Here is a 19,680-nt window from a genome sequence, read left to right as displayed (position 1 = left end):
CAACGCTAACTTCACATTAAGCAAAAAGCGCTTTGACAGAAAATCGTAGTAATGACAGGTTATATCAAGTAATTGGTATAACCTGTTTTTTTATCTGTATTTACATACTATATTTTTGAATGCTTAGATGTTTCTGAATGCGCAGGTGTTTCTGAATAGTTAGCTAAATCTTTGGCATTAAATTTGAGTCTGTCTACACGCTTGATGCATGGCGCACACCTTTAATCTCTATCATCAGCAGTGCGCTCAACCGCGCTGTTTACTTTTCCTTCCCTGCAAGCACTTTCTGCAACTTTGCCAATATCACACCATATAAAGGTAAGAAAATAAGCACGCCCATTACTATTTTAAACAAGTAATCCATCGCGCCAATCTCAACCCAGTGCGTTGCCATAAAAGGGTCTGGGCTTTTATAAAAGGCGATGGCAAAAAAGCAAAAGCTATCGACAAGATTACCAATAAACGTCGATACTAAGGGCGCAATCCACCATATTTTAAGCTGGCGTAATTTATTAAATACTTGGATATCTAACAGCTGTCCGACGACATAAGCGCTAAAGCTTGCCACCACAATGCGAAAGACAAACAGGTTAAAATCTAGCAGATGCTCATGACCAACAAACTGACCATTTGAAAACACTACTGAGAAATAATAAGAAATCACCAGCGCTGGCAGCATAGCAAAGAAGATAATGCGTCTAGCGAGATTTTGACCAAATATGCGTACGGTCAAATCCGTAATCAGAAAGATAAAGGGAAAGGTGACGGCGCCCCATGTGGTAATAAAACCAAATAGTCCGACAGGTATTTGCACCAAGTAATTACTGATAGCAATAATAAATATATGCAGACTGACAAGCCAAAATAAAGCACGGCTATAGCGAATAGATTGAATCGGGGTGGTTGAAAGGGTACTACTGCTCATAGAAGAGTCCTTTTTTTAAGTCAGGGTAGAGGGAACCTGAGCGCGCTATTATAAATCATATTAAGATAAATAGCCAAAATAGGTCTGATATCGCCATAAAACCCTTTTTTTCTAAACAAATATATAAATGTCATATAGTCACACAAAATACGCCTTGCTTAGTCAGCAAACGCTTAGTATAGTAAAACGTAATGATATGCAGGACGTGGCGTACAGGTCGATTTATTGACCTTTTGCGTTCAGATACTTTCGCTAAGATACTTTCGCTAAGATAGTTACTTTATCTAAGAGAGTAATCACTGCACTATTTTTAGTTTGTTTTATAAAACCAAATCCACTTAATTATTAATCCAAAGGATATTTATATGGCTATTAGCTTAACAAAAGGCGGCAACGTAAACTTATCAAAAGAAGCGCCCGGTTTAACCAATATTACGGTCGGTCTTGGCTGGGATCCACGCGCCACTGACGGTCAAGAATTTGACTTAGATGCGATTGGCTTTTTGGTCAACGAAGCTGGCAAAGTCCGTAACGACCAAGACTTCATCTTCTTTAATAACTTAAAGTCAGACAACGGCGCGGTTGAGCACACCGGCGATAACCGTACTGGTGAAGGCGACGGCGATGATGAGAAAATCAAAATCAACCTAGCTAGTATCCCAGCTGACGTCAGCAAAGTCGCTATCTGCGCCATCATTTATGAAGGCACAGCTCGTAACCAAAACTTCGGTCAAGTTGGTGATGCTTACATCCGTGTGGTCAATGACAATGGCGAAGCTGAAATCGCTCGTTATGACCTATCAGAAGATGGTAGCACTGAAACAGCGATGATTTTTGGTGAATTATATCGCCATAGCGGTGACTGGAAATTCCGCGCGGTCGGTCAAGGCTTTAGCGGTGGTCTTGGACCATTAGCAGCCTCTTACGGCGTCAACGTTTAACGTTAAAATAACGTCATCGTTTTATACGATAACTGTAAGACCTCTATTAAGCCCCCTATCGCAATCGATTATTTGATTGCGATAGTTAATAAGCCATCAAGTGTGCCTGTTTAAAGCATTTGATGGCTTTAAATGTAATTGGCAGGCTTAAATTAACAACGATGATTTTTATAGAAAACGAAGCATTTAAAAATTTCAGAATAAGGATTTGCACCCCATGGCCGCAACGTTTAGCTTAATCGGCACTATTGAACCTTTTTTGCATTGTAACTTAAAAAAAGGCGATTCAATTTATTGTGAAGCCAATGCCATGGTGATGATGGAGTCGAACCTTGAGCTGAAAGGTAAGCTACAGGGTGGACTCATGCAATCACTGATGCGCCGCTTTGCTAACGACGAGTCACTTTTTCAACAGCAAATTGAGGCCGTCAATGGCGAAGGTGATTGTTTGCTAGCCCCTACACTAGATGGTGATATGCAAATCATCGATTGCGGCGCTCAGCAATATACCTTGAGCGATGGCGCGTTCGTTGCTGCACAAACCGGCGTCGATATCAGAGCCAATATCCAGCGCAACCTTGGCGGCGCGGTATTTGGTGATACGGGCGGCTTTATGGTCATGCAAACCCAAGGTCAAGGTCAGGTAGTGGTGTCAGGTTTTGGTTCGCTATTTGAGATTGATGTGACGCCTGATAAATACGTTATTATTGATAACGGCCATGTGGTCTGCTGGGATTCAAACCTTGATTATAAGCTTTCGGTATCAACCAGCAAGAAAAAAGGCATCATGAGCAATATTATTAACTCCGTCACCAGTGGCGAAGGAATGGTTTTAAACTTCTCAGGAACGGGCAAAGTTATCATCTGCTCGCGCAATCGTGACAGCTATCAAGGCTGGCTACAAAGCATCTTAGGTACTAGCTCAGGTGGTCGTGGTGGCAGCGGTGGGTTTTTAGATAACATCTTATAATTTAAGTTTCATCTTATAATTTAAATTTATAGCTAAAATTACAGCTCACATTATAGCTAAGAAGCAGCGCAGAAATTGACACCTGAAAGCTAATACTGAAATCAATAACCGAAAACAGCACTGAAAACTTAAGTATTCTACTCACAATTATTATAAGGATTTTACCATGGCAGTTAGTTTACAAAAGGGTCAAAAAATCTCCCTCAGCAAAGAAGCTGGTGGTGAGCTTACTCAAGTAAAATTGGGTTTAGGTTGGGACGTCTTTCAAGGACCGCAAGAGAAAAAAGGCGGCTTTTTAGGCAAATTATTTGGTGGCGGCAGCGGTGGCGACTCGATCGATTTAGATGCCTCATGCATTATGTTTGATGCCAATAAACAAGCCGTCGATGCGATTTGGTTCAGTCAGCTAAAATCAAAAGATGGTAGTATCGTCCATACCGGCGATAACCGCACTGGTGATGGCGATGGCGACGACGAAGTCATCAATGTTGATTTATCAAAAGTTCCAGCGAACGTAGTATCACTGGTATTTACGGTAAATAGCTTTACTGGTCAGACGTTTGAAACCGTAGAAAACGCCTTTTGCCGTATCGTTAATGCCAATAATAATACTGAAGTGGCGCGCTATAACTTATCGTCACAAGGTACTCATACGGCGATGATTATGGCAAAAGTTTATCGCCATAATAATGAGTGGAAAATGCATGCCATTGGCGAGACTGCTTCTGGTCGTACTTTCCATGATTTGATGCCGGCTATCACTCCGCATGCGTAAATAGGTTAAGCAATCTGAAGTAAGAGTTTTAGTAATCTATAAGCAATCAGCCCGTCTATTTATAATAGACGGGCTGATTTTTTGTATTAAACAATACTATTAAAGCGCTTACTTACTACCACGTTTCCAGCTAAAGCCCCAATTAAATGCTTTATCCATCTCTTGATGGCCTTTAAAGTACTCATTAATACGCTCAACATTGATACTGCCTTGCTGATTGACCAAACGCGCAATCGCACACATTGGTAAATTACCCGCACCTTCTGTCAAACGGGTTTCAATCGGTGGCTGGTCGGGTACATGAATGGTTACGACGCCATCGGTTTGCGCCCAGTTTGGTGCGCCTTCATAAATGAAAGCAAAGATAAACACTTCCTCAATCTGCGACCACTGTTGTCCATTGATATCGAGCCACTCACCGCCGCTGACTTGTCCGGTTCTATCATCGGCACGTAACAATACATAAGGTGCTGATTGTAAGTTACCAAAGCGATTGCCCAAGGCCTGAATCAGCGTTTTTTCACCATTTTTCAGATGAATCATCGCCCCAACATCAAGGTCAATACCAGCGGCTTTATGCTGCTTAAACAGGTCGCCTAGCAAGCCTTTTTTAGGGGCTTGTGTGCTGCTATCTGGGCGTTGATTCCAATTAAGATTGACAGAAATTTTACCAAAATCATCGCGTTTTTTTAGATTGATGCTAGATTGGTTTTTAGTTAAGGTGATTTTACTTAGGTTAATTGACGGATTTTGAGAAGTTGTAGGAATTGGCGGCGGCGTTGTTTGAGGCGCACTACCCGCTTTTTGCGTGTTAATAGGTCTTTGCGTATTGATAGATTGAGATTGGCTTTGCGCTTGATTTTGTGACTGGCTTTGAGCTGGGGCTTCATCGGCAATTTCAACACCGAAATGTTCAGATAACGGCTTTAAGCCACCTTCAAAACCTTGGGCGATAAAACGGAATTTCCAACTGCCTTGGCGGCGGTAACACTCTGCTAAAATAATGGCTTTTTCATTACGTCCAGCAGCACTTAACTGACAAGTCATCAGCACTTGGCTGCCTTGTAAAACCTGAATATCCACATCACCGACTTGCGCAAGCGTTTGCGCACTAGAAAACGCGAGGGCTATCTTTTCAATACTCGCAGGCTGCGCAGGTAAGTTAATATCAAAAAATCCATCGCTATCATGACCACGGAAACTGACGCTGCCATCATCGCTACGCGTCTGCCCATAAAATATCATGTCGCCATCGCCGCGTACTTTACCTTCAGTCGTCAGGCGATAAGCGGCGCAATCAATGGCGCTTTGGCTTAAAATACGAATGCTGATATTATCCGTTGGCAGCGGTGCATTAGCGCCAGCAATCAGTTTTTGAGGTTGGCTCATCATTTATCCTTTAGGTTATTTATTATTTGTTTATATAGGTGAGGTTGGCTATCGCTATATAGTAGCATGGATAGCGCCTGATTTTTACAGTGCACGGCACAGTTCAACAAGGCGTTAACAACGCTGCAAAAACATTTTTACAAATCCTTAATGCTATTTTGTCAGCAGCATTTATAACGCTTAGCATTTGTATATAATAGACCCTGCTATAACCAATACTGTTAATAAACGCTGTTAATAAACGCTGTTAACCAATACTGTTAACCAACGCCGTATCGCGCCTTGGGTTATTACCTTATTAAATGCCAGTCCCAGTTAGTCCCCTCTAAAATTTATGATAACGCTGAGAGAATTATGAAAACCCCTGCTAACGAAAGCCCTCATACAACGTCGACTGCCGTGCCACCTGCCGCTTGGTTAGCTGAAGGTCAGTCAAGCCAGCGTGATATGTTAGCCAGCCTGCAAACACTAAAAACCCAATCTGATATGCCATTTAACATCATCGCGTCACACCGCTATAATAGACCTGAGATTTTTGAATTTGCCGATAGCATTTACCGTGAGCCTTCTGCGAGCGCTACAGATAGCGATGAGCAAGCAATGCTCGAATCTGTTGAGCCATTGATGCCGCGTTGGCAGTTTGTCTTAGAGCAAGCTCAGAAAAACAACGTGAAAGTATTACTCACTGGACGCAATGGTATTGATTACGAAGCCCACCGTGAGGCATTTGACGCGGCTGGTATTCGTTTATTGACTGGCGCGACAAGTGTGGCGGCGTTAGAAGCGATAGATGATAAATTTGCCTTTATGCAGCAGTGTCATCAACATGATATTCCCGTTGCCGATGCATGGCGCTTTGATAATGTCGCAGAGCTTGAGGCGTTACTTGCTACGCACGGGCACCAACCATTATGCGTCAAACCAGTGACAGGTATTTTTGCCCAAGGTTTTTGGCGATTGGATTTAGCCAAAAACGATGGTGAACAGTACGATAGCTTTGAGCATTTATACTTTACCGAAGAGAAAAAAATCAATACCACGCAGTTTATCAATGCCTATGCAAACAGTCTGATGGTGCACGAGCGCCCTATTCCTATGTTACTGATGCCTTATTTATCAGGCCAAGAATACTCTATCGATGTCGTTTGCGAATATGGTGAAGTACTGGCTGCCATCACCCGTTATAAAACAGGGAAAATTCAGCATATCGGCTACGAGCAAGCGGTCATGGATGTGGTTATTCCACTGATTAAAGCCTTTGGCTGCGATGGTATCGTCAGCGTGCAAACCAAGGCCGATGATAACGGGCAGCACCGTGTACTTGAGATTAACAGTCGCCCCTCTGGTGGCATCGATTACACCACCCATAGCGGGGTCGATTTAACCCAAGTTGGATTCAGTTATTGGTTAGGCTTAACCGATAAGCCAAAGCTTGCGGATATTGCCCAGCAAATTATTCCCTGCCAAGTACGCTCAATCATGGTCAGCGTAAAGATTGAAGAAGATGCTAGCGAGTAAGTAAAAACAATGAAATAAAAAATCGGCAGTAATAAATCGGCGGTAAAAATCGACGGCAACCGAATATATTCAATAAGAGGCAGGCGATGACAGCACAAACCACGTTAGTGTTAGGGGCAAATACGGTTATCGCGCAATCGAATTGTTCGGTCGCTTTTGCGACGACAAATCAGCTAAAGTTTGGCGAGCAGCTTGGACTATTATGGCTGCCTTTAGATGAGCATCGTAAAGCGGCTTGTAGCCCTGCTTATCTGCATGAACCAAAAGAGTGGGCGCAGCTCAATAGCAAGGATAATCCAAGCGCATGGCAACTGGATTTGCCGGCATTGTTTGATAAACAAGGCGTAAGCTTTTTACAATTGATTGCTTATGTTTATCATGAGCCAAGCCTCAACTTACCCGCTGTCGAATTAAGCAAAGTAAATTTAACACTCAATGGTGGCGATATTCATTATGAATTTACCGCAAGTGAGCGCCATGTTAAAGCAGCAATCATATTAGAAATATATCGGCGCAATGGACAATTTAAATGCCGCGCCCTTGGTGAAAGCTCTACCCAAGGATTGGCAAGCCTAGAGCATCATGTGCAAATTAGCCTCGATATGCGTCCGCCAGATACGCACGCCCTTATCCAAGATGCCCAGCGCACGCAGCAGCAAGGTTATCCTAACAGTGATACGCGCCCGCCAAGACACGTTCAGTCTAGTGAAACTTGGACAGGGACGGCTTTTGCTATTGACCCTTATCATCTACTGACTTGCTATCATGTCATTGAGTCGGCGGTGATGATTGGAATTCGACAACAAGGGCAGCCTGATCGTGAGGCGCAAGTGGTGCTTAGCGATATCGGTAGTGATTCAGCCATTATTAGAGTAAGCGAGCCGCTGCCAAGTTATTTACCCTTAGCACAGCGTTGTACTGATAATTTGGGTGAAACCATTACGACTTTAGGGTTTCCATTATCAGGATTGAGCAGCCAACTACAAGTGACGCAAGGCTGTATCTCAGGACTGACAGGGTTTGGTGATGATATTCGCTATATGCAATTTACCGCGCCCATTCAACCTGGTTCTAGTGGCAGCCCTTTATTACTGCCGACTGGCGAGGTTATCGGGATGGTGACGTCTAGCCTCGTGCACGAGCATGCACAAAATATGAACTATGCGGTGAAATTTCAGTTATTATCCGCCCTACTCGCGAGCGCTGGAATGAGTTTAGATAACTTATCTGAGGCATCTGGCATGTCAGGCACGACAGCTGCCGCGTTGACCACACCGCAATTGAGTAAAAAAAGCCGTGGTGCTTTGTGGTTAGTAGGATGTCAGGGTTAAGTAATCATTACAACGATATAAAAAACTGAAAGACCAAAGGAAAATAAATGCTAAATAAGCAATACAGCACTACCATTAACTTACCACGCGGCACTCTTGATCTGACTTATCAAACCAATTCAGCCACTGAGAAAAATGGAATAGAACAAAGCAATCACTATCAATTAGAAGACTTGCTTGGATTTGCGCAGCGCATTAATCCTAAACGCGCATTTTTGTTTGTCTCAAAAGTCTTAGGTCGCCATATTCCAGTCACGCCTAGCACCATGCGTCATGCTTTTACTGATTTGGCAAACCTAGTACCAGATGATTTGCCTGAACCCATTTTAGTTATAGGTATGGCAGAGACGGCGGTTGGGCTATCTGCGGGGGTACATCAAGCGCTACAAACACGTTACCCCAATGCGCTACTGTTAAATTCTACGCGTCATGCGCAACATGATGACAGTCATGACAAAAGCAGCCACTCTTTATTGACCACGTTTAGCGAAGATCACAGTCACGCCAGCCAGCATCTGATTTATCAAAGTGCAGATAACGTCACTCAAGCGCAGCTACTTGCCAGCAAAACCTTGATTATGGTCGATGACGAAGCGTCAACGGGCAATACTTGCGTCAATGTTGTCACGGCCTTACGTAACGCAGGGCTTGATCAATTAGAGCAAGTACATCTGACCACTTTGGTGGATTGGTCCCTAAATCAGGAACGACATCAGTATCAGGATACAGCTGACTCGGATGACGCTGTGTCTGATCAAATCGCCAAACGTCTACCTAATATCAAGTTTCAACGTCATCACTTGTTATCTGGTGCATGGACATGGACGGATGCGCCTAATCCTGAGCCGATTACCATGCCATCGGTCGATACCACTGAGGCTGGCAGTCATACGCTAGGTGATACTGGTAATTGGGGACGCTTCCCAACTCTAGACAGTACCGACGGCTTTGATAATTACTTTTTGAAGTTTCAAACCGCATTCAAGGTGTTTAATAAGCAAGCCCAATCTGAGAAAGAACAGTTTGATAAAGAGCAGTTGCCCAAGCGGATTTTAGTATTGGGCAGTAATGAGTTTGTCTGGCTGCCGTTTTTATTGGCTGAATGGCTTGAGACGCAAACTCAAAACTCTACCGTTAATTTTAGCGCGTTAACACGTTCACCGATTGCCCTTGGTGGCGCGATTAAGAAGATGCTAAGTTTTAGCGACAACTATGGGCTTGGTATGACCAACTTTGCTTATAATGTTGAGCCTAACGATTGGGACTTAATTATTTTGTGTGTGGAAACATCAGCGGATAGCGTCGATGACATGTGGCAAAGTTTGGAGAATGTCTTGGTGGTGAGTCCGACGCTTTAAGCTGTTTTATAAAAGCTAGCTTACAAAGGCTGTCTTATAAAAGCTGTCCTATTAAAACTATCCTTTAAATTCTGCTTTGATTTTCACATTTAACCCTTACGCACGCTTTTATGGCAAATACTATGACTATCCCATTTTTTCAAGCCAATTCCGATATCGTCAAACCCTACGCGCTGATGGATTTGGACGATACGCTTTTTCAAACCCAACGTAAAATTGATGCATGGGATTTGCCAACATCTGAACCTGAAAACTTAGTTTGCGCGACCGTTAATAAACAAGGTAAGCCACTAAGTTTTATGAGTCAGCGCCAAGCCGCGTTCTTTAATTGGCTGCTGCTTAGTACAGAGCTGATAGTGGTCACCGCACGCGATCGCAGTGAAATCAAACGCGTTAAGCTGCCTTTTGATAGCTGGCAGGTCTTAACCCACGGTGCGATTATTCTTGATAGAGACGGCACGCTACAAGCTCAGTGGCAAAAGCGTATGCATAGTGAACTTGCGCCATTGCAGGATAAATTACAGCAGCTAAGCCAATTATTTGCCAATCACAGTAGAAATGATAACAGTCAGCTGGTATTTACACCGCATATCGATCACTTTAATGATGGCGCTGTTAATGAAGAGCTGACCATTTATCTGGCTATTAAACATGGGCAAAAGGACCATCAAGCGTTAGTAGAGCTCGCTGAAAAGTTACCAACGTTAATACGTGATTTTGAGCAAGATTTTTATGTGCATGTCAATGCGAACAATCTGGCGATATTACCGCACGCAGTGCATAAACGCCATGCGGTGCAGTTTTTATTAGACCAGCATTTAGACAGTCAGCGTCCGAGCTTTGGCTTTGGTGATAGCTTGGCCGATTTACCATTTTTGCAACTACTCGACTGGTACGGCATGCCAAATCATGGTCAGCTACATGAGCGCTTTAGCTCGCAGTAATTCTAAACGCTTAACCTCTCTTAGGGCGTGTCCTCATTTTAAAAACAATAATCGAACGCATTTTTGTAAGTAGAAACTATCTTATGACCCATCCTATAACGAACCCTAATATTCAAAAAATGCAGGAATATGGCTCAGGCAGCTATCTTGCTAGCGATGTGACTGTGCTGCTTGATATCGTTGATAAAAACGCCGTTGCTGATGTGCCCGTCAGTCAAAAAGAAGCGCTCATCCAAAGCGGTCAGCGCCACTATTCAGATATGTTAACCTTAGAGCATGCGCCAACTGCCATGCATGAGCAATTGTATCAGCAGGCATTAGCGCAAGGTACAACAAGAACCGCAACTGATATTGCTAACTTGGCTTATACGCTACATCATATTTTTTGGCAGACGGTAAGTACTGAACGTCCATTAATATTAGTCAGCTTGGTACGCGCAGGTTTACCAGTTGGCGTATTGTTGCAACGTGCCCTATTAGACAATGAAAGGTCAGATACTAATAGCAGCTATGCGTTGCCAAGTGTGCATTATGGTATCAGTATCATTCGCGATCGCGGACTTGATCCAGTCGCGCTGCAGATGATATTGGACGCTCATCCAGACAGCACAATCATATTTGTCGACGGCTGGACGGGTAAAGGGGCAATTTATCAAGAGCTGGCTCGTAGCTTAGATATCTTTAGTGACCCTAATCATCCAAATTTTGCCAATATTTTCCATCAAGGCAAGGATGTTATTCCTCTATTAACCCTTGCGGACCCCGCAGGCGTTGCTTGGTTGGCGGCTAGTGAGGAAGATTGGCTGATTCCATCAGGTTTATTAAACAGCACCGTATCTGGGCTGATATCACGCAGTTTATATACTGAGCCACAATCGGGGCTACATCGTAGCGTCTTTTATGATAACTTGGTTGCGGTAGACCATAGCCTAGCCTTTGTTGATCATATTGATAGCACGCGGCGTGCATTGTCTACGTCTCCACAATACTTGCAAACGTTTGAGCAACCACGCTATCAGACAGCTGCTTTAATTGATACGCTGGCAGCAGAGTATGACATTAGCAATCGCAACCGTATTAAGCCGACCATTGCAGAGGCGACAAGGGCGATATTACGCCGTGATCCTGAGCGCATCTTGTTGGCAACCGCCGATCACCCAGATACTGTGTTATTGCGGCATTTATGTAGCGAGCGTGATATCAATATCACGGTATTAGGTGCTAAAATACTCCCCTATCAAGCGATTACGCTGATTAAGCAGCGGGCAACAGATCGCTCTTGATTCATTAATGTATTGATGCCTTGATGCCTTGATGCCTTGATGTATTGATGCCTTGCGAAAGAAATGCATCAATACTGCATCAGCACCGCTGTTTTTATCATACGTCCTTACGCTATGATTTCTTGCTATAACCATTCACTTATCACTATTTACGATGCCAACTATGTCCGATATGCCCCACAATGAGTCCAATCTTTATAATAACAATCAGTCTTATGCCCACCTGATTACTGAGCGTCATGCGATGCTCAAACCGAATACCCATCACCCGTATCAGCTGGGTGCTAGCCTATATATGCCTGCGACGCGGCAAGATATTTGGCAAGTCATTACGCGTGATAAATTGCCGACGATTAACAGTATTATTATCTGCTTAGAAGATGCGGTCAGCCATAGCGATGTTGAGCTGGCACTTGAGCGTCTACAAACGCTGCTACATACGTGGGCCGCGCATGTCGATAGTATCAATGACCCAGCAAAAAAAGATGGCATTCAATCAAAAGCGCACACCGATCAGCCAACCAGACCTTTGGTCTTCGTGCGCCCGCGTCATCCGGCGATGCTAGAGCAGCTCGCAGATTTTGCCCATATTGATTTGGTCGACGGTTTTGTTTTGCCCAAAGTCGATATGTATAGCTTATCTAATTGGCGTATGGCCTGTCAGAATTTAAGCACTGAGCAGCTATTGATGCCGACGCTTGAGACGGCAGCGCTATTTAATCCACATCACAATCAAGAGTTGGCGATTGGCTTTAAAGAAGCCTTTAGCCAGCCAGTATTTGCCCTGCGTATCGGTGGTAATGACTTATTTGCAGCGCTGCGTTTACGCCGTCCTAAAAACAGCATCGTTTATGACACTCCGATTGGTACGCTCGCCTATCAGCTGCTTGGCTGCTTTGTACCGCATGGTTTTTATCTTACCGCGCCAGTATTTGAATACTTAGAGCAGCCAACACTGTTTATGAAAGAGCTGATGCGTGATGTGAACTTGGGACTGGTCGGCAAAACGGTCATTCACCCAAGCCAGATTGCTTTGGTACAGCAAGCGTATTGCGTGCCGTTAAGCACCTTGGATGAAGCGCAGGCAATCTTACATAGCGAGGCAAAAGCGGTATTTAAATATAATGATACGATGCTCGAGCCTGCCACGCACCGTGCATGGGCAACAGAAATCGTCAATCGCGCTGAGGTTTTTGGCACCCTTGATGATATTAATAATGACTATACGGCACGGTTATAAATAAAGATGTTACCCTTGCTGTTTTAAAATTAATATTTTAATGTTAATTTCTTAAATAGTTTCAATAAAAAAGCCGTTATCTTAAATAGGATAACGGCTTTTTTTCGTATAAACACTTTATTAATTGCTATGTCTGATTCAAAACTGGTTCCAGTCTCGCTCAAAGTTAGACACAGTTTGCTAAAAAGGTATTAATCACTTTATTAACCTGCTCAGGTTCTTCTACCGTCGCTGTATGCCCAGCGCCTTTAATAACCGCAAGCTTAGAGCCTTTAATCGCAAAATGCATCCGCTCCGCCTTTGCATAAGGCGTTGCCGTATCTTCATCACCAACGATAATCAGTGTCGTCGTGCTAATCTCGCCTAGCCGATCATAAGTGGCCGAGCGCTCAATGACGCCTGTGGTCGCCTTAACGACCCCGCCTTTACGATTACTTTGTAGCATCGCGAGCCACTCTCTGCGATCAGCCTTACGCGACTTATCGTTCAAAAAGCTATTGCCAAACATAATAGGCATGACTTTTTGGCTGACCCGCTTCATACCAAGCCAGCGGATAGCTTTCATCAATTTTCGATACTGCGGCACGTTTTTTGGGTCTTCAGGGTCTGCTGACGTTTCAAGTAAGGTCAGCGATAACAGTAACTCTGGACGTTTAAGCGCGATACGCTGAGCGACAAAGCCACCCATGGATAATCCTAAAAAATGACATTTCTCAATATTTAGCGCATCCAACAATGCTAGCGTATCCTCGGTCAGCGTCTCCATATCATAGCCTGATTTGGTAATCTCAGACTGACCTTGCCCACGAAAATCAAACGCAATACAGCGGCAGCCAGATTTAAAGTACTCCACCTGCTTATCATACATCCGCGTATTCCATAGCAGTCCATGGGCAAATACCATCACTGGCTTTTGCTTATCCTCAGGCGCGCTGTCTTCATAATAAATATCAACGTTATTTACATTTATCATTGGCATAATCACTTCCTTGTTTTTTGCTTGTTGATTGCTTGTTTAATGAAAGAAATCCTTAAAACTACTGCCTTTTAGCATAATGCAGCGAGCAGAGAGTTCATAGCGTTATTTTTGCACGGTACGCGTTATATATTCAATAATGTAAATGTTCATTGAAATAGATAAAATTTAAACCTCTTTAAGCGTGCCTTAAGCGCCCACAAAACCCGCTTTTATAATCATAACAAGCTGCTATAGTAATCAGCTTGCATGACTTGTTACACCTTGTCCATTATAACATCCATTGTTATCAGCAATGCTTATCTAAAATTTCTCATTAAGGAAACCAACTATGTCACAATCTCTGGTCGAATATCACAGCGAAAACCATATTGCCACCATTACCATGAATGATCCTAAGACGCTAAATGCGTTTAGCACGCCATTAAAAGGCGCAATTATGGATGCGCTTGATCAAGCCGATCAAGATACTGATGTGCGCGTGATTGTGCTGCAAGGGTCAAATAACAACTTCTCTAGTGGCGGTCATATCGGTGAGATGCTAGAAAACGGCATGGAATCTGAGGCACTCGTGGCAAAGCTTGATTTTATGCTCAGAGAAGTCGCAGAAGTGAGCCTAAAACTGCGTAATATTCATAAGCCAATTATCGCCAAGTTAGAAGGGGCAGTGGCTGGCGCTGGGATGAACTTGGCATTAACGTGTGATTTCCGTATCGCCGTTGATAATGCCAAATTTGTACAAGCCTTTGTCAATATCGGTTTGATTCCAGATGCGGGTGGCATTTACTTGCTTAATCAGTTGATTGGGGCGGCTAAAACGACTGAGCTTGTGATGTTGGGTGATAAGCTTACTAGCGACGATGTCGCGCGTCTAAACTTAGTTAATAGCGTCGTAAGCAAAGATGAGCTTGACGCCAGCGTATTGGCATTGGCAACACGCCTAAGCAACCTGCCCGGTAAAGCTTTGGCATCAATGAAGCATATGATTAACGTTCATGCTTTTGCAGGCTTAAATGAAGCGCTCGATATGGAAGTTGACCAACAAACTATGATGGCAAAAACTGCTGACTTTGCTGAAGGTATCACCGCCTTTATGGAAAAACGTAAGCCCGTTTATCAAGGTAAATAAAAGCCTTTTAACGCTACCTTCTGTACTATCAGCAAAAAGGCTACCATTAGGTAGCCTTTTTTTGGGTAAAACAATATAAAGACAAGTCTATATTAATACCTTTAATCTATTTACTTATGAAGAAGCAGAAGCGGTCTTATAGTGATGCGGTAAGGTAAATATCTTGTCAAAACCCAAGGTAAAAACAAAGGTATAAACCAAGAAAAATAGCAGTAACGCCGCCTCCATCATAAAGGCTTTGATTAAACCAACGTCATACCAAATCATATATAGCGGTAAGCAAATCAATACCAATCCGCCTTCAAACCCTAAAGCATGAGCACTGCGGATTAACAACGTGCGTTTTTTAACCTGCTTGCGCCGCTCCCACGCTTCAAAAGCCGTATTGTATAAAAAGTTCCAGATAACAGCGGCCAACGACACCATGACAGCAACGGGTAACGACTCTGCCGCATCGCCGCCGCTGAGTTTCATTAATACAAAGGTAGAAGCAATGATAGCAATCAGCTCAAAAACAGTCACATAGACGATACGACGTTTGAGTGGGGATAAAGTAATCAACCAAAACTCCAAAGCACTTAATTATAAAAAAAGTTGCCCAGCAAAGTATCGGTCCGTCCCGAGATAGAAAAGAGAAAAAAGTGCAGAGCCACGGTTTCCGCCTGCCCCTATATTATACAGAAGATAATAAGAGAAACCAGTCGCAGCTTATTTTGCTGGTGGACCCCATTGATTGGTTTCAAGCTTGGTATCGCTCGCTAAAAATACCAGTAATACAATAGAGCCTATCAATGGCAAAATGGATAGCAAAAACCACCATCCTGAACGGCTGGTATCATGTAATCTGCGAATAGTCACTGCTAAGCCCGGCAAAAACAGACCAAGCGCTACAACGATATAGAATAGCCCCGTTTCTGAATTAAATATAATGGCATCTAAAATCATCGCTACAATAATCAAACCCATTTGTACCAATACGAAATACCAATATTCTTTACGTCGAGCACGACCAGAGAAATTGGTATAATTTCTTAAAGCTTTTTTAAACCAGTCAAGGATGCCAAAGTTTGCTTCAGCACTATGATTATTAACCATTGCAGAATTCGGTAAAGGTGGCGGCGTCGTTTTATCAAGCATATTTTTATTTTTCCTAGGATTTGTCGTCAACCTTAACGGTAAAGTCGCCAACCAAAAAATTTAATCAGCCACTTTGATTATAAGCACTCAATAAAAGTTTGCAAACCGTTATTGATTTATTTTAAATTTAAAAAAACCCCGCATCATCACGATACGGGGTTTCTATTTAAATAAGAATTGTAAAACTTAAAAATACTTAACTTAAGCTTTAAGCAAAATTAGGTCAACTGAGCAACGTTAATTTTGTCCGCTTCTTCGGTATAAGAATCCATACGATCGAAGTTCATGTACTGATAGACTTCCTCGCCCATGCTATCAAGCATGCCAGCGTACTGCTGATACTCGTCGTTGGTTGGCAGTTTACCAAGTACCGCTGCGACAGCTGCAAGCTCTGCAGACGCTAGATAAACGTCAGCACCTTGACCGAGACGGTTCGGGAAGTTACGGGTAGAAGTCGATACCGCAGTAGAGTTCGGTGCGATACGTGCTTGGTTACCCATACATAGTGAACAACCTGGCATTTCAGTACGAGCGCCGGCTTGTGCATAAATGTTGTAATAACCTTCTTCCATCAATTGGCGCGCATCCATTTTCGTTGGTGGCGCAATCCATAGACGAGTTTTGAGGCTACCTGCTGGTACGTCTTGTAGCAGTTTACCCGCTGCACGGAAATGACCAATGTTGGTCATACATGAACCAATGAATACTTCATCAATGGTATCACCAGCGACGTCAGCCAATGTTTTAGCATCGTCTGGATCGTTCGGGCAGCAAAGAATCGGCTCTTTAATATCAGACATATTGATTGTCATGTCGATGGCGTATTCTGCATCTTCGTCAGCACGCAATAGGCTTGGGTTTGCTAGCCACTCTTGCATTTGCTCAACACGGCGACTAATCGTACGCGCATCGCCATAACCTTCTGAAATCATCCACTTAAGTAGCGTGATGTTTGAGTTTAGGTACTCAGTCACAGACGCTTCAGATAGAGTGATGGTACAACCAGCAGCACTACGCTCAGCTGATGCATCAGATAACTCAAACGCTTGCTCAGCGGTTAGGTCTTCTAGACCTTCGATTTCAAGGATACGACCGTTGAACTCGTTGATTTTACCTTTCTTATCAACGGTCAAATAACCTTCTTTGATGGCTTGATAAGGAATCGCATGGACCAAGTCACGTAGCGTGATACCAGGCTGACGTTCGCCAACGAAGCGCACACGAACAGACTCAGGCATATCAAGTGGCATCACACCAGTTGCCGCGGCGAATGCAACCAAACCAGAACCAGCTGGGAACGAGATACCCATTGGGAAACGAGTATGCGAGTCACCACCAGTACCAACGGTATCTGGAAGTAGCATACGGTTCAACCATGAGTGAATGATACCATCACCAGGACGCAAGCTTACGCCGCCACGGTTCATAATAAAGTCAGGTAGTGTATGCTGAGTTTCAACGTCAACTGGCTTTGGATAAGCAGCAGTATGACAGAATGACTGCATCACTAGGTCTGCTTGGAAGCCCAAACATGCCAAGTCTTTTAGCTCATCACGGGTCATAGGACCAGTGGTATCTTGCGAGCCGACCGTCGTCATTTTTGGCTCACAGTACATACCTGGACGCACGCCTTGTAGACCACAAGCTTTACCGACCATTTTTTGTGCAAGGGTAAAGCCTTTACCGGTATCAGCTGGCTCTTCTGGCTTAGCAAATACGTCTGAATGACCAAGACCCATGTATTCACGAGCACGGTTAGTCAAACCACGACCAACGATTAGTGGAATACGGCCGCCTGCACGAACTTCGTCAAGCAATGTTGGCGAGTTTAGCGTAAACGTTGACAATACTTCGTCAGAATCATGCTTAGTGATTTTGCCTTCATACGGATAGATGTCAAACACATCGCCCATGTTTAGGTTATCAACCGCTACTTTTTCAATTGGTAACGCGCCAGAATCTTCCATGGTGTTAAAGAAGATAGGAGCGATATTGTTACCCAATACTAGACCGCCACCACGTTTGTTTGGTACGTTCGGGATATCATCGCCCATTAACCAAAGGACTGAGTTGGTTGCAGATTTACGGCTAGAACCCGTACCAACCACGTCGCCGACATAAGCAAGTGGATGACCTTTTTCTTTCAAAGCTTCGATTTGCTTCATTGGACCAACAACGCCCTCTTCGTCAGCAAAGATGCCGTCGCGAGAGTTTTTGTGCATGGCTAATGAATGCAATGGGATATCTGGGCGGCTCCATGCGTCTTGCGCAGGCGACAAGTCATCAGTGTTGGTTTCGCCAGTCACTTTAAAGGTGGTATAAGTGGTTTTCTTTGGTACTTCAGGGCGGTTTAAGAACCACTCAGCGTCAGCCCAAGATTGCACAACTTCTTTAGCGATGTCGTTGCCAGCTTCAGCTTTTTCGGTCACGTCATTGAACGCATCAAATACCAGTAATGTCTTTTTCAACGCATCAGCGGCTTCTTGTGCGACTTCGCTGTCGTCTAATGCCGCAACTAATGGCGCAACGTTATAGCCACCTTGCATAGTGCCCAAGATTTCAACGGCTTTTTTCTTGCTGATAAGTGGTGAAGTCGCTTCACCTTTAACGATAGCGGCTAAAAATGCAGCTTTAACATAAGCGGCTTGGTCAACACCGGCAGGAATACGGTTTTCTAACAAGTCCATTAAGAACGCATCTTCGCCCGCTGGTGGGTTTTTGAGTAGCTCAACCAATTCTGCTACCTGCTTCTCATTTAGTGGAAGTGGTACAGTTCCTAGCTCAGCACGTTCTGCGACATGTTTACGATAAGCTTCTAACACAATAGTCGTCCTCGTCGGTTGGTGACCAGTACATCACGTGAGTAGTCAGGATGACAGCCTACATCGATGTACTGCATTGAATAATTATCCGTGCAATCATAGCTCAAAACGCTCAAAATGTTAATGGCTGTGCGGCGAAAAGGCGCAGAATAAGGCCATATTGGACATTTATTATAAAAATAGTGCCATAACTAATATGATTGACGCCCTTAAATAGCAAACCTGTCGCCTTATCGCTCATTTTTGTCCTTCTCTTTTTCTGCATTGACTGCTGCATTAATTTCTGCATAGACTTCTACATTGGCGGTTAAATAAAAATGGCGCGGCTGCTATACTCTTATTATCTAAATATCTACGACTTTATTAAGATATTTTTTCTAAGACGATTTTTTAATACAGGTTTTTATAACACAAACGCCATGAGTGAATATTAAGGATAATAGCAATATGGACAATAGCAGTCTAAAAAATAGCAGTATGAAAAATAGCGAAAAGGACAATAACGCTCATTACGATAATGGTTTAAAAGTTCGTACTGAAGTGATGGGCGCAGCGCATGTTAAACGCTCGCTTGACTCAGCAACACCATTTACCCAGCCGTTGCAAGACTGGATTATCGAACACGCTTGGGGCAGCACGTGGCAAGACGACTCTGTATTGCCGCGCAAATACCGCTCATTGATTACCATGGCGTTTTTAATTGCGCAAAAAAGTCCCGCTGAGCTAAAGGGTCATATCCGTGGGGCGATCAATAATGGTGCTAGCGTCGCTGAAATCCGAGAAGTATTGATGCATAGCCTGCCTTATTGCGGCGCACCTGCCAGCCAAGAAGCGTTTCGCGCTGCCATAGAAGTGCTAAATGACATGGACATTGATATCAATAAATAAAACTACGATAAAGGTATGCTTCGTAGTACCCTGTTATTTACGCAAGCTTTTTTA

At 43.6% G+C, this 19,680-nt stretch carries 17 protein-coding genes; 11 read left to right on the top strand and 6 right to left on the bottom strand.

Translation table 11 applies throughout. The annotated features are described in order from the left end of the window. Positions 1-259 precede the first annotated feature (259 nt). Positions 260-925: a 7-cyano-7-deazaguanine/7-aminomethyl-7-deazaguanine transporter gene (locus tag JMX50_RS06410; protein WP_201628890.1), complete on the bottom strand. Its 666-nt coding sequence runs from the start codon at positions 923-925 to the stop codon at positions 260-262. Between the two features lie 365 nt (positions 926-1,290). On the opposite strand from JMX50_RS06410, the gene JMX50_RS06405 reads away from it, so the two are divergent. The 3 genes from JMX50_RS06405 (at position 1,291) to JMX50_RS06395 (ending at position 3,611) form a co-directional block, all read left to right on the top strand. After that, positions 1,291-1,866 (top strand): TerD family protein, encoded by a 576-nt coding sequence (locus JMX50_RS06405; protein ID WP_201565719.1) that lies wholly within the window; start codon positions 1,291-1,293, stop codon positions 1,864-1,866. Positions 1,867-2,083: 217 nt separating this feature from the next. Next, complete coding sequence (locus tag JMX50_RS06400; protein WP_201628889.1) at positions 2,084-2,836, top strand: TIGR00266 family protein; 753 nt, start codon at positions 2,084-2,086, stop codon at positions 2,834-2,836. A 166-nt stretch (positions 2,837-3,002) separates the two neighbouring features. Further along, complete coding sequence (locus JMX50_RS06395; RefSeq protein WP_201618778.1) at positions 3,003-3,611, top strand: TerD family protein; 609 nt, start codon at positions 3,003-3,005, stop codon at positions 3,609-3,611. A gap of 108 nt (positions 3,612-3,719) precedes the next feature. Here the strand turns inward: JMX50_RS06395 and JMX50_RS06390 are convergent, their stop codons facing one another. Then, entirely contained in the window at positions 3,720-5,000 is a 1,281-nt protein-coding gene (locus JMX50_RS06390; RefSeq protein ID WP_201628888.1) for a TerD family protein, read from the bottom strand. A gap of 354 nt (positions 5,001-5,354) precedes the next feature. Here JMX50_RS06390 and JMX50_RS06385 point away from each other — a divergent pair, with 354 nt between their 5' ends. The 6 genes from JMX50_RS06385 (at position 5,355) to JMX50_RS06360 (ending at position 12,674) form a co-directional block, all read left to right on the top strand. Next, positions 5,355-6,518 (top strand): ATP-grasp domain-containing protein, encoded by a 1,164-nt coding sequence (locus JMX50_RS06385; RefSeq protein WP_201628887.1) that lies wholly within the window; start codon positions 5,355-5,357, stop codon positions 6,516-6,518. An 86-nt stretch (positions 6,519-6,604) separates the two neighbouring features. After that, on the top strand, positions 6,605-7,849 hold the full coding sequence (locus JMX50_RS06380) for a trypsin-like peptidase domain-containing protein (RefSeq protein WP_201628886.1): 1,245 nt from the start codon (positions 6,605-6,607) through the stop codon (positions 7,847-7,849). A 47-nt stretch (positions 7,850-7,896) separates the two neighbouring features. Beyond that, the gene (locus JMX50_RS06375; RefSeq protein ID WP_201628885.1) at positions 7,897-9,207 is read left to right on the top strand and encodes a phosphoribosyltransferase domain-containing protein; all 1,311 of its coding nucleotides are present in this window, start codon (positions 7,897-7,899) and stop codon (positions 9,205-9,207) included. Between the two features lie 122 nt (positions 9,208-9,329). Beyond that, positions 9,330-10,151 (top strand): HAD hydrolase family protein, encoded by an 822-nt coding sequence (locus tag JMX50_RS06370; RefSeq protein ID WP_201628884.1) that lies wholly within the window; start codon positions 9,330-9,332, stop codon positions 10,149-10,151. A gap of 83 nt (positions 10,152-10,234) precedes the next feature. Next, a complete protein-coding gene (locus JMX50_RS06365) occupies positions 10,235-11,434 on the top strand; it encodes a cysteine protease StiP domain-containing protein (protein ID WP_201628883.1) in 1,200 nt (399 codons plus the stop codon). Positions 11,435-11,597: 163 nt separating this feature from the next. Next, positions 11,598-12,674: an HpcH/HpaI aldolase/citrate lyase family protein gene (locus tag JMX50_RS06360; protein ID WP_201628882.1), complete on the top strand. Its 1,077-nt coding sequence runs from the start codon at positions 11,598-11,600 to the stop codon at positions 12,672-12,674. 166 nt (positions 12,675-12,840) lie between these two features. Here JMX50_RS06360 and JMX50_RS06355 read toward each other — a convergent pair whose 3' ends face one another. After that, positions 12,841-13,653: an alpha/beta fold hydrolase gene (locus tag JMX50_RS06355; RefSeq protein WP_201628881.1), complete on the bottom strand. Its 813-nt coding sequence runs from the start codon at positions 13,651-13,653 to the stop codon at positions 12,841-12,843. A gap of 328 nt (positions 13,654-13,981) precedes the next feature. Here JMX50_RS06355 and JMX50_RS06350 point away from each other — a divergent pair, with 328 nt between their 5' ends. After that, positions 13,982-14,779: an enoyl-CoA hydratase/isomerase family protein gene (locus JMX50_RS06350; protein ID WP_201628880.1), complete on the top strand. Its 798-nt coding sequence runs from the start codon at positions 13,982-13,984 to the stop codon at positions 14,777-14,779. A 114-nt stretch (positions 14,780-14,893) separates the two neighbouring features. On the opposite strand, the gene JMX50_RS06345 is transcribed toward JMX50_RS06350, so the two are convergent. The 3 genes from JMX50_RS06345 to acnB all read right to left on the bottom strand — a co-directional run bounded on the left by JMX50_RS06345 (position 14,894) and on the right by acnB (position 18,738). Further along, positions 14,894-15,340: a PACE efflux transporter gene (locus JMX50_RS06345; protein ID WP_201625183.1), complete on the bottom strand. Its 447-nt coding sequence runs from the start codon at positions 15,338-15,340 to the stop codon at positions 14,894-14,896. A gap of 147 nt (positions 15,341-15,487) precedes the next feature. Further along, complete coding sequence (locus JMX50_RS06340) at positions 15,488-15,916, bottom strand: DUF805 domain-containing protein (RefSeq protein ID WP_201628879.1); 429 nt, start codon at positions 15,914-15,916, stop codon at positions 15,488-15,490. Positions 15,917-16,134: 218 nt separating this feature from the next. Then, complete coding sequence (gene acnB, locus JMX50_RS06335) at positions 16,135-18,738, bottom strand: bifunctional aconitate hydratase 2/2-methylisocitrate dehydratase (protein WP_201563015.1); 2,604 nt, start codon at positions 18,736-18,738, stop codon at positions 16,135-16,137. A gap of 477 nt (positions 18,739-19,215) precedes the next feature. Between acnB and JMX50_RS06330 the strand changes: the two genes are divergently transcribed. Next, positions 19,216-19,626 carry a carboxymuconolactone decarboxylase family protein gene (locus JMX50_RS06330; protein ID WP_201563056.1) on the top strand — a complete coding sequence of 137 codons (411 nt, stop codon included), beginning with the start codon at positions 19,216-19,218 and terminating at the stop codon, positions 19,624-19,626. Positions 19,627-19,680 lie beyond the last annotated feature (54 nt).

It is taken from the genome of Psychrobacter maritimus (genome assembly GCF_904846345.1).
Taxonomy (GTDB): domain Bacteria; phylum Pseudomonadota; class Gammaproteobacteria; order Pseudomonadales; family Moraxellaceae; genus Psychrobacter; species Psychrobacter maritimus.
The sequence above is the reverse complement of the archived record's forward strand: the minus strand, read 5'-3'. Positions and strand labels throughout refer to the sequence as shown.